This is a genomic window from Polynucleobacter arcticus (assembly GCF_013307205.1).
In the GTDB taxonomy this organism is placed as follows: Bacteria; Pseudomonadota; Gammaproteobacteria; order Burkholderiales; family Burkholderiaceae; genus Polynucleobacter; species Polynucleobacter arcticus.
The window spans coordinates 1976166-1989354 of record NZ_CP028940.1 but is presented as its reverse complement, the minus strand read 5'-3'; the positions used below and the strand labels follow the sequence as shown (position 1 = coordinate 1989354).

The following is a 13189-nucleotide window of genomic DNA, read 5'->3' as shown; positions in this document are numbered from 1 at the left end:
CGGAAGTAAAAAAGAGGGTTGGAGACGCGATGAAAAAAACGAATCAACAGGCTGGCTATATTTCCAAGGCAAATACTTCAAACTCGGAGTATGGCGGTACCATCCTAGGCTTTATTTTGGGCTTAGGGGTTGGATTGGGTGTGGCGTTTGTGATTGCGTTTTACCTTTCAAAGAACACCCCACAGGAACGGCCGGGGGTAAGAGCCCCCAATCTCCCGTTGACGATTAAGCCTGGTCCGGCCCCCGCAGAGGGTGAGGCCGCCGCCCCGGTAGAGCCTTTAGATCTGAACAAGCCTTTACAAGGAAAATCTATCGCACCTGCTGCTAATTCAGCAGATCCGATTGGAGATTTAGCTACAGGTAAGAAACCAGCAGAAGTGGCCCCAGCTTCTATAGCAAAATCAGACGCGATTTATTTCTTGCAAGTAGGCGCATTTAATAAACGTGCCGATGCAGATGCACAAAAGGCAAGCTTAGCTATTCAAGGTATTCAGTCGCAATTGAGTGAGATCAGTAGTGAAGGTAATACTCTATGGCGCGTTCGCGTTGGTCCATACAATAGTGTTGAAGAAAGTAACCCCGTGCGAGACAGGCTCAATGGCATGGGCATTAAACCAAGCGTTATTAAGGCTAGTAAATCATGATGACATTATCTAAATCCAAGCGAATTCTTTTATCTATTGCCACTATTGGTTTGGCAATTTCCTTTTCTGGTTTTTCAAGCGCGCAAACTCCGAAGATCGAAGAAGGATTTGATTACCGAATTCTGCCTGTTCCCCAGCCTGTTGAGGTGAAGGGCAAGGTTGAGGTCATTGAGTTCTTTTGGTATGGCTGCCCCCATTGCTATGACTTTGAGCCTGAATTAAGCGCATGGGTTAAGCGTCAACCTAAAGATGTGACATTCCGTAGGGTGCCGGTTGCGTTTCGTGATGACTTCATGCCACATAGTCAGTTGTTTTATGCCTTAGAGGCAATGGGCAAAGGCGATGCCATGAATGAAAAAGTCATGTACGCAATGCATAAAGAAAATAAGCGTCTCATGACTGAAAATGAGATTGCAGATTGGGCAGTCTCCCAAGGCATTGACCGTAACGCTTTCTTGGCAACATACCGTTCATTTGCCGTTATATCGAAAGCGCGTGCTGCAAGACAGATGGCTGAAGCATACCGTATTGATGGCGTACCAACGATCGTGATGCAGGGTCGTTATGTAACTTCTCCATCGATTGCCGGAACTAAAGCGAAGGCGATTCTAGTGATGGATTACTTGGAGCAGAAAATCCGTAAGGATAAGTACAAATAATTCACGAGTAGTTCAAAAGCAGTTCAAAAACAGTTCTTTAGATTTTGACGAAGCGCCGAATGATCCAGAAATAAAGTGGATAGGGCAGGATTCTAAGAAATTTTAAGAATCCTGAAAATCGCTTAGGGAAGTGGATATCAAATTCTCCAGCTTGAATTCCTGTGAGGATTTCTTTTGCGGCCTCGTCGGCAGTGATGAGTGCCGGCATCTCAAAATCATTCTGTGCAGTAGCTTCTGTTGCGACAAACCCCGGTGAGATCATGTGCACACTCACACCCTGTGGGAGTAGATCGTAATACAGGTTTTCACAGAAATTGATAATCCCTGCTTTACTCGGCCCATAGGCTAGCGCCTTTGGAAGTCCGCTATATCCCGCTACACTACCTACAATTGCAATATGACCGCTGTGGTTTTGAAGCATGTTCGGCAGCACTATCTCAACTGCTCTCATAGGGCCTAACAGGTTAGCATCAATTGTTTTTTGTGCAACCTCAAAGTCAAAATTATCTGCGCGTAGTGGGGTGTATACCCCTGAAACAAAGAGCAGTAGATCCAATCCACCCCAGGCCTCTAGGATGTCGTGATACGCAGAGGCAAGCTGCTCTTTCTGGGTTACATCTAGTGGGAGAACCAAGGTTTGCCCTGGTTTTCCAGATTGTGCGAGGGCACTTAGTCGCTCGGCACGACGACTGGAGAGCGCAACTTTTGCGCCTGCTTGGATGAAGGCTTTTGTACAAGCCTCACCAATTCCACTTGAGGCACCAATGACCCAAATCCGCTGGTTTGCAAAAGAATCTATTCCTTTTTGTTTCATGGGCGTAGGGTATCACTCGTGTTAATCATGCCTTGGTGTTTAAGGGTGTACTGCACGACATCAATATTTTTTTCAGAGAATCCAGCAGCGCAATACATCAGATAAAAATTCCAGAGACGAATAAACGCCTCATCAAAACCGAGGCGATAGATTTCCTCAATCTTGTGATTAAAGCTATCGCGCCAAATACACAGGGTTTTGGCATAGTCAGCGCCAAAGGTAAATTCTGCTTCGACTTCTAAACCAGCACTAGCGGCTGCAGCCTTAAATCTAGCTGGCGAGGGAAGCATGCCTCCCGGGAAAACATATTGCTGAATAAAGTCAGTGCTATGGCGATAGCGATCAAATAGATCTTCTGCAATGACAATAGTTTGAATACAAGCCCTACCACCTTTTTTGAGGCGTTTAGCAAGGGTTTGGAAATACTCACCCCAATGGTTCTCGCCCACTGCCTCAAACATTTCAACAGAGGCGATACCATCAAATTGCTCGGCGCAATCTCGATAATCTTGAAGGCGTACCTCAAATTTCTCTGTGCTACCTACTTCCGCGATAACCTTTTTCAGTCTGGAGTCTGCAAAAGCTTTTTGTTCAGTCGATAGAGTGAGGCCAGTGATGTGATTGCCATTACGCAAGGCTTCCTCCATGAAGCCACCCCAACCACAGCCGATTTCCAGGAGTTGATCGCCCGCCTTAGCGTGAATGGAGTCGAGGATGCGCTTGATTTTGGCGCGCTGAGCATCAATCAATAATTGCTGGTCGCCCTCAGAGAACCACGCACTCGAATAGCTCATAGTGGGGTCTAGCCAAAGGGTGTAGAAGGCGTTACCTAGATCGTAGTGCGCATGAATATTTTTGCGACTACCAGCTTTTGAGTTATCCCTAAACCAATGCTTTAAGCGATAAGCCAAAGAGCCGAGCCAGCTTCCATAGATTGCTTTTTCTAGGATATTGCGATTCCGGATGGCTAACTCTAGAACAGCCTTGAGATCAGGCGTGTTCCATTCGCCCCGAATATAGCTTTCAGCAAAGCCAATATCGCCATGAGATAAAACTTGTTTAAACACAGACCAGTCTAAGATTTGAATTTCTGCATGAAGGGTGTCTGAGCTGTTGCCAAACTCCCTCACCTCTTTATTGGGTAAGGTGATGACAAGGTAGCCACTACGTAATTGCGCCAAAAGACCTAATAAGGTTTTTGTACTGCCGCGATGTTGTTGTAACTTCGATTCACGCTTTTCAGGGCGCGAGAAAGTGAGGCGAGATAGCAGTGATTGACCGGGGCGATTCATCGAGTAACTTCAAGTTCTGGTGGTTTAGGTTTTGAGTGAAAGGGTACACCTTTCAGCCACAATTTCAATGCTTGCCAATGGATTCTACCAATGACTCCGAGACTCATCAGCGGGTAGCGAAGAAATGCAAGGTAAAGGACGCTTTTTCTCAGTGGCTCAGCTAAGCCGCTGACACTGGTATTGATCAAAGGGGCGCCATCTTCGTGGAGTTCGATCCGACAAACGATATTTCGTTTGGAGTTGCTGTCCTGGGGAAATAAGAAGCGGAAGTGATACTCTCCACGCACATCGCAGAAGGGTGAGACATGAAATACTTTTTTGCTAATGAGAGTCTCTCCAGATTTGAGTGCTGCACCTGAATCATGATGTAGTAAGTAGCAGTGACGCTCACCAAAGGTGTTATTGACTTCAGCAAGTACCGCTTGCACTTGTCCATCAGCTCTATGGCAGATCCAAAAACTCACCGGATTAAAGACATAGCCAAGCACTCGCGGGAAGGTTTGAAGCCAAATTTCACCATCAACACCCTCAATACAGTTCTCTTGAAGTATCTTTTCGATCCAAGCAAGACTATCGGTATTTCCTGTTCCGTGATCTTGATCAAAGAAGGAAAACAATCCAAATTGATTGTCTCTTAAACCATGCTTACTCAGCAAAGTATTGTCTGCTTTGCGTGTGCGCATTGGAATGGATACTGTAAACACACCATAACCAAACCGATTTTGGGCAGGGCGAAAACGCTGATGCTGTACCGCTCCAAAATTGATTGTTGGCAAATTCATTTATTAAATATGCTGGGTGGAGTTCAGTTGAATTCGATGAGAGATGCTTTCCATCAGATCCTTTGCCACTAGCTCACCAGAGCGCAGACCATCCTCATGAAAGCCAAAGCCTGTCCATGCTCCGCAATACCAAATAGAAGAGTTGCCCTGAATGAGGGGTAGCTCTTTCTGTGCCTGTACAGCGCGCATATCAAAAACGGGGTGAGCGTAATGAATTTCTTGATGCACTAGGTGTTGCTTGGGATTCGTGAGTGGGTTGAGGCTGACAATAATTTGTGTCTGCTGCAGCTCTTTAGGTAAGGGTTGTAAACGATTAATTAAATAATTGACGCTCACATGTTGCTGTGCGGTAGGGGTGGCACCAGACTTCGCTGTGTAGTTCCATGCAGCCCAGCAGCGCTCGTTAGCCGGTAAGAAATCGGTATCGGTATGTAAAATTGCACGGTTCTGTTGATAGGGTACTGATGCCAAAATATTACGGGCATCTTGCGTGATGCCGTGAACTAAATTTAAAGTCTGATCACTATGGCATGCCATAACTACTTCATCAAACCAATGAGAGCCAGAGGCTGTGATGACTTCGGCTAGAGCTTGTTTGGTTTGGCTCGCATTGACCCGAATCACGGATTCACGCAAGACTTTAACTTGATGTTTTTCCAGGGCTGCCACTAGTAACTTTACATACTCTCGGGATCCGCCTTTGACGGTGAGCCATTGAGGGCGATTCTGAATTTGCAAAAGACCATGGTTATGACAGAAGCGCACCATAGTCTGAATTGGAAACTCTAGCATCTGCTCTACTGAGCATGACCAGATTGCGCCAATCATCGGCAAGAAATAGTTTTCTTTAAAGCTGTTGCTAAAGCGGTTACGCTCCAGAAAGTCTTTAATGCGCTCATCTGGCTCAGAGTATTCCAGTTTAGCGGTAATCTGCTCCTCAGCTAGTTGAGTAGCGAGACGGTTAAAGCGCAAGATGTCATAGGCCATTCTCCAAAAGGAGGGTGAAAACAAGTTTGATCTTTGTCCAAAGAAAGAATTGAGATCATTGCCTGCCCATTCAATTTTCTTGGCGCCCCCCGTTTTTTCACTGGTATCAATGGATACTGAAAATGACATCTCTGAAGGCGCAATCGGAACTTGGATCTCTTCAAATAGCCGAACCAAGCGAGGATAGGTTTTGCGATTAAAAACTAAAAACCCCGTATCCACACCATGAGTAATCTTGCCCTGAGGTGTTTCTAGGGAGAGATCTACTGTATTGCTATGACCGCCAATATGATTGCCGCCCTCAAATATGGTGATATCTAAATCGGGATGCTGTCTTAAGGCGTAGGCACAACCGAGGCCAGATATTCCAGCGCCAATAATGGCAACTTTTTTCTTACTCACTAAATTTTTTCTCCAAGAAGTTTTTCTATCTCGCCAGTAATGCTGGTACTGGTAGGTTTAGTCATGCTGCCAAACGCATCTATGACATTACCGTTGCGATCAATCAGGTATTTATAAAAATTCCATTTAGGTGTCGTACCAGTTTTGGCAATCAGCATCTTAAATAAGGGATTCGGATTTTTTCCGCTAACTGCGCTCTTGGCGAACATAGGGAACTTCACGTCATAAGTATTTTTACAAAAGTCAGCAATTTCTTTATTGCTCCCAGGCTCTTGTTGCCCAAAATCATTTGATGGGAAGCCGAGCACAACGAGGCCACGATCTTTATATTTGGCATATAGCTTCTCTAAGCCGTCATATTGGCTAGTGAATCCACAAAAGCTCGCCGTGTTTACTACCAAGATTACCTTACCTTGATATTGGCATAGGTTCTGTGGCACCTCATCCTGTAACCTTGGAAAGCTGTGTGACAAAAGGGGGCTACAGCTCGAGGATGCTGCGGGGGCTGCCTCCGCCAATTGCATAGCCAGTACTAGCAAAAACAGTGCCAATAAGTGCCGCGTCAAACTTCGAATCATTTAGAGCCTTTTGCTTATGCCGGAATACCCAAGTCTAAGACATTCTCGCAAATATCGTCGGGTCTATCTCAATGCCATTAATATGACGTTATGACCTCTTTACCGTTACCCTCATTTGAGTCCAAAGTGTGCCCCCCATCAGCATTAGATGCTCGTATTGCGGCACTTCCAAGACCGCTTGTGTTCACTAATGGCGTCTTTGATATTCTGCATCGTGGGCATGCTAGCTATTTGGCTCAAGCCCGAGAGCTGGGGGCTAGCCTGGTAGTTGGGGTGAACGCTGATACCTCAGTCAAGATGTTGGGAAAAGGGGATGATCGCCCTATTAATACAGAGGCGGACCGCCAGGCTTTATTGGCTGCACTGGCAAGTGTTGATTTGGTGGTGCTGTTTACTGAACAGACCCCGGTGAACCTGATTACCAAAATTCGTCCAGATATTTACGTTAAGGGCGGTGATTATGAAATCGATACCTTGGAAGAGACGCGTCTAGTCAAGACTTGGGGTGGCAAAGCAATCGCCATCCCATTTTTATATGAGCGCTCTACAACGACGCTTTTAGGTAAGATCCGAACCAGCTAAATACTCAAGTGGCACGAATAAAGATGGGGATATTTCCTTAGAGATTTTGTAGAAGCCAAGCCCAGAGGCCTCGTAACACTAAGCCCTCAATAGGCTCGACCGGAAGCGCAGCTAATTCTGGAAATTGCTTGATCTCATTCGCTAAAATTTTAGCGTTGCCACCATCAAGCCAAATTCGTTCAACAGGATGGTTCATTGCTTTGGCTAAATAAGCTGCGCGCAATATTGCCCCCATTTGCGCCGCATCACAACCACCAGTCATTGCCCCGTTGGTATTCATTCCAAAGCTTGCTTGCGCTGCTGTGGTACTGGAACGAACTGCTAATGGAAGTTGGGCCGTATTGCTTGAGAGACTTTCTTGCATCAAGTTCAGTCCTGGCAGAATCCAGCCACCATAATGAACGCCATTGCCACCCAATAGATCAATGGTGGTGGCTGTCCCGGCATTAATAATCAGTGTGTTGGTGCTTGAGAGCGCTCTTGCGCCAATCACGCCAGCCCAACGATCTGCACCGAGCTGACTTGGATCTTCATAGAGCGTGCGAAGGCCTTCATAGGGACTGTCACCGGTGAGTTGCTTCCAATTCAGGTCTTGCCACTGTGGAAAAAGACTCCGCAGATTTTGAATAGCAGTATCACCAGCTACACAGCAAAATCCAATCGCATCGGGCTTTGGCATCGTTTTAGAAATGTAATCCGATAGCTCTACGCGCAACTCGGGAGATTGGAAGGATTGATTGCTAATAGATCCAGAGTAGGCCCACAATTTCTTATTGCGGTCCGCAATGTTTTGTGTAGATTCAACAGCAGCCCATTTGAGACGGGTATTACCAATATCAAATACTAAATAGAGACTCATGATTGCACTCGTAAAGAAATGTCGCCTGCATGGATGGCAATAGTTTTGTTATTTTGATTGAGGAGAAGGGCGCCAGTGTCATTCACTCCAGAAGCAATTCCGCTGATGGGTTCTTTGCCTGCCCCAGAAATATAAACAGCTAGCCCATCATAAGCATCCCATTGTTTCCAACGATGTTGAAAGTGGCCAAAACCATGCTGAGTAAATTGCGCAATATGGCTCTCAAATGACTCGATCAGTTTTAGCCAAATAAACTCCGTATCAGGAGCCGTCATTTGATTGGGCATCAGTTGATCGAGGGCAGCTGCTTCGAGAGATGCATTCGCTCCTAAATGCTGTTTAATGATATTTACATTGCGCAAATTAAGGCCAAGACCCATCACCAGCCAAGTGGGCGAGCTTGGGTTGGCCTGACCTCCTTCAATCAGAATGCCACCAAGCTTGGCACTGTTAATGAGCAAATCGTTCGGCCACTTTAGCCGCAAACCTTGTCGATGTAGTGCTGTCTCGCTGATGCCAAGTGCTGCCGCAATTCCGGCAATGACCGCTAAGCCAATGACTAGGCTAAGGCCGCTCAGCTCGTTTGGGCTTTTGTAGAAAGGGTGGGCGAGCGAGAAGCATAGGGTGTCTTCGGGGTTTGACAGCCAAACCCTCCCAGCTCTACCCTTGCCCGCAGTCTGCTCACGCGCAATACGCGCAACAGGATCTATCAATTCCCCAGCACGCCAACGTGCCAATAAATCGTCATTAGTAGATTTAGTAGTGGCGACGCGCTCTAGGATGCAATTCGGGCTCATTTCCCCATTGTAGAAAGATCTGACCTAGCTGACCTAGAATGATGGGATGCGTCACGAAGATCAGCGCCCTCGGAAGTTTGTTTGGCCACTCCAGGCTATGCCTTTGGCCAGGGCTATTAGCTTGAGTTATGCGCTATTAATTGTTTATGTCAGCCTAAATCCCTTTGATTTCAACTTCCAGAATGGGATTGCTGCTTGGGCTTGGTTAGATGCCCCTTTGCCGCGCTTTATTACCCTTTTTGATGTCTCGGTCAATATTTTGGCTTATATCCCCTTAGGATTTTTATTGGTCTTTGCCTGCTATCCCCGTTGGCATAACTTTCTTGCCCTCGGTATCGCGTTGAGCTTCAGTGCCATATTGGCCTTTAGTGTGGAATCCTTACAAACTTGGCTACCAACCCGGATACCAAGCCAGATGGACTTGTGGGCCAATATGCTGGGCGGCTTGTTAGGTGGATTGTTAGCTATCCCCTTGGGTCCCCAGTGGCTCTCTGGGAGCGCTATCCGACGTCGATTTGATCAGTGGTTTGGCTTGAACTGGGCTGCATGCGCATTGTTTTTGCTGTTCCCATGGTCTCAGATTTACCCTCAGAGCTCTTGGCTGGGTACGGGAGTGTGGGGACACGCTATTTTTGCCTCAGTCGACTGGGGGACGATGGTGGTGAACCATGTCATCCAGGAGTCCATCATTACTGCGATGTGTTGGCTTGGTGCAGGACTCTTGCTGTCCTTGGGGATGCGAGTGAAAGCGCCCCAGTGGAAAATCTTAAATAGCCTACTTTGCTTCACTGTTTTAGTGAAGATTGCCTTTACAGCATTGCAATTTGGGGCAGAATTTAGTTTGCTTTGGCTTACAGCTGGAGCAGCTTGGGGAATGTTAGTGGGAAGTTTGCTGCTGAGATGGGCACTTTCTCTTCCCGGCATCAGTAAGGCCTGGCTTGCACTCGTTTGTTTGGTCAGTGCCACCATTGCAATTAATCTATTGCCGGATAATCCCTACTTCATCCTGACCTTACGACACTGGCACCAAGGTCGGCTATTGCACTTTAATGAATTAATGCAGTGGGTTTCAGTGGTATGGTTGCCATTAGCTTTATTTTGGGTGCTTCGAAATAAGTCAACCTTTAATTTAAAACCTTAATTGAGATTGCATATGAGTTTTAAACACCATGTTTTTTTCTGCCTAAACCAGCGTAGTAATGGCGAAGATTGTTGTGATCGCCACAATGCATTTGCATTATTTGATTACGCTAAGAATCGAGTCAAAGAGTTGAAATTAAATGGCCCTGGAAAAATTCGCATCAATAAGGCGGGATGTTTAGATCGTTGCGCTGATGGCCCGGTGATGGTCATTTATCCAGAGGGCATTTGGTATACCTTTATTGATACCGAAGACATTGAGGAAATCATTCAATCGCACTTAATACAGGGACGTCCAGTAGAGCGTCTGCAGTTAGCATAAGAAAGATTTGAGAAAGTCCACTTCATGAATAGCCGTACAAAAATAATTCATATTGAGGGTGTCGTAGGACAAATTGAAATGTCTATCGATCTTCCCGATGAATTAAAAAGTAATCCAGACTTCTCGGTGAGAGGCTTAGCTTTAGTAGCTCACCCCCATCCCCTCATGGGTGGAACAATGGACAACAAGGTTGCGCAAACAATGGCGCGCGCATTCAACCAACTGGGTTATGTCAGTGTGCGACCAAACTTTCGTGGCGTAGGTGCTACTGCGGGCGTGCATGATCATGGTGTTGGTGAAATGGAAGACTTACTACATGTCACTGATTGGATGCGTACCCCATCAAGCTGGAATCAATTCGAGGCAACATCAGATCAAGCGTGGATGCAAGCTGCGAATACTTTACCTGTAGTGGTTTCCGGTTTTTCATTTGGCAGTTTTGTTGGTACTCATTTAGTGCAACGATTGGCGGATCTCGGCCGTCCTGCTGAACGCTTAGTGATGGTGGGCAGTGCAGCGGGTAAGTGGACATTGGCACCCGTACCAGCAGATACGATTTTGATCCATGGGGAAGTGGATGAAACCATTCCCTTGCTCGATGTTTTGGATTGGGCGCGACCTCAAGAGTTAACTGTTCAAGTCGTGCCAGGGGCGGATCATTTTTTCCATCGACGTTTACATTGCATTCGGAACATCATCACTGGCGCTTGGTTGGGCATGCCGGATCATCGCAATCCATAAAGCAAGAGTAAAGAAAAAATCAAGAAAAAATCAAGAAAAAAGAAAGAAAAATTTATCATCATGACTGAAGAGCAGAAATCCCTTATTGAATATCCATCCGAGTTTCCGATTAAGGTGATGGGTAAAACGAATCCAGAATATCTACCTGCAATTTTGCATATCGCTCGCCAATTTGATCCTACATTCGATGAGAGTAAGGTTGAGCAACGTCCATCAAAGGATGGCAATTATTTAGGCATCACTTTGCCTATTACTGCAACGAGCCGTGAACAGTTAGATGAGTTATATCGCACCCTATCAACACATCCTTTGGTTAGTGTTGTTCTCTAGAATCGTTCATGTCCTTTTTAGTAAAACATTTGGGTGTTGCTGATTACGAGTCAACCTATCAAGCAATGCGAGATTTTACCCAGCAGCGAGATAGTGAAACTCCAGATGAGATCTGGATCCTTGAGCATCCCCCGGTATTTACTTTAGGTCTTGCTGGAGATCCGGGTAATTTGCATTCACCTAGTAGTCAGATTCCGATGGTGCAGGTAGATCGTGGTGGTGAGATCACTTATCACGGCCCTGGGCAAATCGTGATCTACCTCTTGTTGGATCTCAGGCGTTTAGGAATATTCGTAAAAGAGCTAGTGTCGCGAATTGAGCAGGCCCTGATCGATACCCTGGCAGATTTTGATATTTCGGCAGAGAGGCTCCCTGGAGCGCCCGGTATTTATGTTGCTCAAAATGTCTCGACTTTGGTGGAGTATCAGGGTGCCAAGATTGCCGCTTTGGGTCTCAAAGTCTCTAAGGGCTGCTCCTATCATGGGCTTGCCTTGAATGTTTCTACGGATTTAGCGGCTTTTGCCCGTATTCACCCATGTGGTTATGAGGGCTTAAGGACGGTAGATATGCAATCCCTCGGGATCAAGGACAATATAGACATTATTAGTCAAACCCTCTTAGGGCATTTGCAAAAGCAACTGATTTCATCATGACCACCAATAAGCTAGACCTCGATTCCGTAGCCAATAGTACTAATAGTCGTCAGGATCTCAACTACGACGCTTCGCGCAAGCAAAAGTCGAGCGAGAAGACCGCGCGTATTCCAATCAAAATTGTGCCCTTAGAGCAAGTGCTTAAGAAGCCGGACTGGATTCGCGTTCGAGCTGCTTCTGGTAACTCTCGTTTTTCTGAAATTAAAAAGATCCTTCGTGAAAATGAATTAGTGACTGTGTGCGAAGAAGCCAGCTGCCCTAACATTGGTGAATGTTTTGGCAAGGGTACGGCCACCTTCATGATCATGGGTGATAAATGTACGCGTCGTTGTCCATTTTGTGACGTGGGACATGGCAGGCCAGATCCATTGGATACAAAAGAGCCTGGTAATTTAGCTCGTACCATTGCTGCTCTGAAATTAAATTATGTGGTGATCACTAGTGTGGATCGTGATGATTTACGTGATGGTGGTGCCATGCATTATGTAGATTGTATTTCTCAATCAAGAGGCTTATCTCCTAATACACGCATTGAAGTGTTGGTTCCAGATTTTCGGGGTCGTTTAGATAAAGCTTTGGATATTTTTTCTGAGCATGCGCCGCAAGGCTTACCAGATGTGATGAACCATAACCTGGAAACAGTCCCCCGTTTATATAAACAAGCTAGACCTGGCGCGGACTATGCCCACTCTCTGAAGTTATTAAAAGACTTCAAAGAGCGCTTCCCGCATATTCCAACTAAGAGTGGTTTGATGGTTGGCTTGGGTGAAACGGATGAAGAGATTTTAGAGGTCATGCGCGATATGCGTGAGCACAATATCGACATGTTGACCATCGGCCAGTACTTGGCTCCTTCAGGACATCATCTGCCAGTTCAGCGCTACGTCCATCCCGATATGTTTAAGCGTTTCGAAGAGGAGGCCTATGCCATGGGTTTCTCACATGCTGCAGTGGGCGCGATGGTGCGCTCCAGCTACCATGCTGACCAGCAAGCGCATGAGGCAGGCGTTGTCTAAACGAATAGTCCAAAAGCTTGGGTTAGTTTTAGCGTTTGCATTACTGCTTTCTGCTTGCAGCCCCAAGTTGGATTGGCGTACAGTGCAGTCTTCTCAGGAAGGTTACAGCGCATTATTTCCCGGTAAGCCTGAAAAGATAGAGCGGAAAATCCCATATCAAAGCCAAGAAATTCCGCAAATCTTGGAAGCAGTAAAAATCGATGATGATATTTATTCAGTGAGCACCATTCAACTAAGTAAAGATCAAATCACGCTTGCGCCAAAATTGTTGGAACAACTTCAGGGCAACCTGTTTGGTAGGGCGGGCGTGAATATTGAAAGTGCAGCAGCTCTAGATGCTTCTTATCAAGCTGCTAATCGTCAGCGTCTATCAACTAAAGATTATTTTCTAGAATTCAAATCTACTGGTGCAGTAGAGCAGTCTATGCGAGTGCGTTGGATCACCAGAATCACGCCAGATAGCGGTGCTCGGATTTATCAACTTTCAGTTTTGCATACTGCACCCGCGAGAGTGAATGCGAAACAGTTTTTTTCTGAAGAGGCCTACTCAAACTTCTTTGATGAGTTTCGTCCAGAGTAAGCCTGAGTCGA

The 13189-nt window shown here is 46.1% G+C and carries 17 protein-coding genes; 10 read left to right on the top strand and 7 right to left on the bottom strand.

Features of this window, described 5'->3' with window-relative positions; translation table 11 throughout:
* Window positions 1–29: 29 nt before the first annotated feature.
* Entirely contained in the window at window positions 30–644 is a 615-nt protein-coding gene (locus DN92_RS10070) for an SPOR domain-containing protein (protein WP_173961109.1), read from the top strand.
* Entirely contained in the window at window positions 641–1303 is a 663-nt protein-coding gene (locus tag DN92_RS10065; protein ID WP_173961108.1) for a thiol:disulfide interchange protein DsbA/DsbL, read from the top strand. The genes DN92_RS10070 and DN92_RS10065 overlap by 4 nt, the downstream gene beginning before the upstream one ends.
* 37 nt (window positions 1304–1340) lie before the next feature.
* Here DN92_RS10065 and DN92_RS10060 read toward each other — a convergent pair whose 3' ends face one another.
* The 5 genes from DN92_RS10060 to DN92_RS10040 are packed head-to-tail and all read right to left on the bottom strand — an operon-like array spanning window position 1341 to window position 6158.
* Complete coding sequence (locus DN92_RS10060; protein ID WP_173961107.1) at window positions 1341–2117, bottom strand: SDR family NAD(P)-dependent oxidoreductase; 777 nt, start codon at window positions 2115–2117, stop codon at window positions 1341–1343.
* Window positions 2114–3409 (bottom strand): SAM-dependent methyltransferase, encoded by a 1296-nt coding sequence (locus DN92_RS10055; protein ID WP_173961106.1) that lies wholly within the window; start codon window positions 3407–3409, stop codon window positions 2114–2116. Before DN92_RS10055 ends, DN92_RS10060 begins: the two co-directional genes overlap by 4 nt.
* The gene (locus DN92_RS10050; RefSeq protein WP_173961105.1) at window positions 3406–4191 is read right to left on the bottom strand and encodes a DUF1365 domain-containing protein; all 786 of its coding nucleotides are present in this window, start codon (window positions 4189–4191) and stop codon (window positions 3406–3408) included. Before DN92_RS10050 ends, DN92_RS10055 begins: the two co-directional genes overlap by 4 nt.
* 3 nt (window positions 4192–4194) lie before the next feature.
* A complete protein-coding gene (locus DN92_RS10045) occupies window positions 4195–5580 on the bottom strand; it encodes an NAD(P)/FAD-dependent oxidoreductase (RefSeq protein WP_173961104.1) in 1386 nt (461 codons plus the stop codon).
* Window positions 5580–6158 (bottom strand): glutathione peroxidase, encoded by a 579-nt coding sequence (locus tag DN92_RS10040; RefSeq protein ID WP_173961103.1) that lies wholly within the window; start codon window positions 6156–6158, stop codon window positions 5580–5582. The genes DN92_RS10045 and DN92_RS10040 overlap by 1 nt, the downstream gene beginning before the upstream one ends.
* 90 nt (window positions 6159–6248) lie before the next feature.
* Between DN92_RS10040 and rfaE2 the strand changes: the two genes are divergently transcribed.
* Window positions 6249–6740: a D-glycero-beta-D-manno-heptose 1-phosphate adenylyltransferase gene (rfaE2, locus tag DN92_RS10035; protein WP_173961102.1), complete on the top strand. Its 492-nt coding sequence runs from the start codon at window positions 6249–6251 to the stop codon at window positions 6738–6740.
* 37 nt (window positions 6741–6777) lie between these two features.
* On the opposite strand, the gene DN92_RS10030 is transcribed toward rfaE2, so the two are convergent.
* Together DN92_RS10030 and DN92_RS10025 are read right to left on the bottom strand one after the other, a co-directional pair.
* Complete coding sequence (locus DN92_RS10030; RefSeq protein ID WP_173961101.1) at window positions 6778–7599, bottom strand: type III pantothenate kinase; 822 nt, start codon at window positions 7597–7599, stop codon at window positions 6778–6780.
* Window positions 7596–8396, bottom strand: a complete 801-nt coding sequence (locus tag DN92_RS10025) for a biotin--[acetyl-CoA-carboxylase] ligase (RefSeq protein WP_173961100.1) — start codon at window positions 8394–8396, stop codon at window positions 7596–7598. Before DN92_RS10025 ends, DN92_RS10030 begins: the two co-directional genes overlap by 4 nt.
* Window positions 8397–8442: 46 nt before the next feature.
* Between DN92_RS10025 and DN92_RS10020 the strand changes: the two genes are divergently transcribed.
* Genes DN92_RS10020 through DN92_RS09990 form a run of 7 tightly spaced genes read left to right on the top strand, consistent with a single transcriptional unit; the run spans window position 8443 to window position 13178 of the window.
* A complete protein-coding gene (locus tag DN92_RS10020; protein ID WP_173961099.1) occupies window positions 8443–9537 on the top strand; it encodes a VanZ family protein in 1095 nt (364 codons plus the stop codon).
* 12 nt (window positions 9538–9549) lie between these two features.
* Window positions 9550–9858 carry a (2Fe-2S) ferredoxin domain-containing protein gene (locus DN92_RS10015; protein WP_173961098.1) on the top strand — a complete coding sequence of 103 codons (309 nt, stop codon included), beginning with the start codon at window positions 9550–9552 and terminating at the stop codon, window positions 9856–9858.
* A 24-nt stretch (window positions 9859–9882) separates the two neighbouring features.
* On the top strand, window positions 9883–10599 hold the full coding sequence (locus DN92_RS10010; protein WP_173961097.1) for an alpha/beta hydrolase: 717 nt from the start codon (window positions 9883–9885) through the stop codon (window positions 10597–10599).
* Window positions 10600–10659: 60 nt separating this feature from the next.
* Window positions 10660–10929 carry a YbeD family protein gene (locus DN92_RS10005; protein WP_173961096.1) on the top strand — a complete coding sequence of 90 codons (270 nt, stop codon included), beginning with the start codon at window positions 10660–10662 and terminating at the stop codon, window positions 10927–10929.
* Between the two features lie 8 nt (window positions 10930–10937).
* Window positions 10938–11582 (top strand): lipoyl(octanoyl) transferase LipB, encoded by a 645-nt coding sequence (gene lipB, locus DN92_RS10000; RefSeq protein WP_173961095.1) that lies wholly within the window; start codon window positions 10938–10940, stop codon window positions 11580–11582.
* Entirely contained in the window at window positions 11579–12598 is a 1020-nt protein-coding gene (lipA, locus tag DN92_RS09995; RefSeq protein WP_173961094.1) for a lipoyl synthase, read from the top strand. Before lipB ends, lipA begins: the two co-directional genes overlap by 4 nt.
* Window positions 12591–13178 (top strand): hypothetical protein, encoded by a 588-nt coding sequence (locus DN92_RS09990; RefSeq protein ID WP_254598294.1) that lies wholly within the window; start codon window positions 12591–12593, stop codon window positions 13176–13178. The genes lipA and DN92_RS09990 overlap by 8 nt, the downstream gene beginning before the upstream one ends.
* Window positions 13179–13189: the final 11 nt, after the last annotated feature.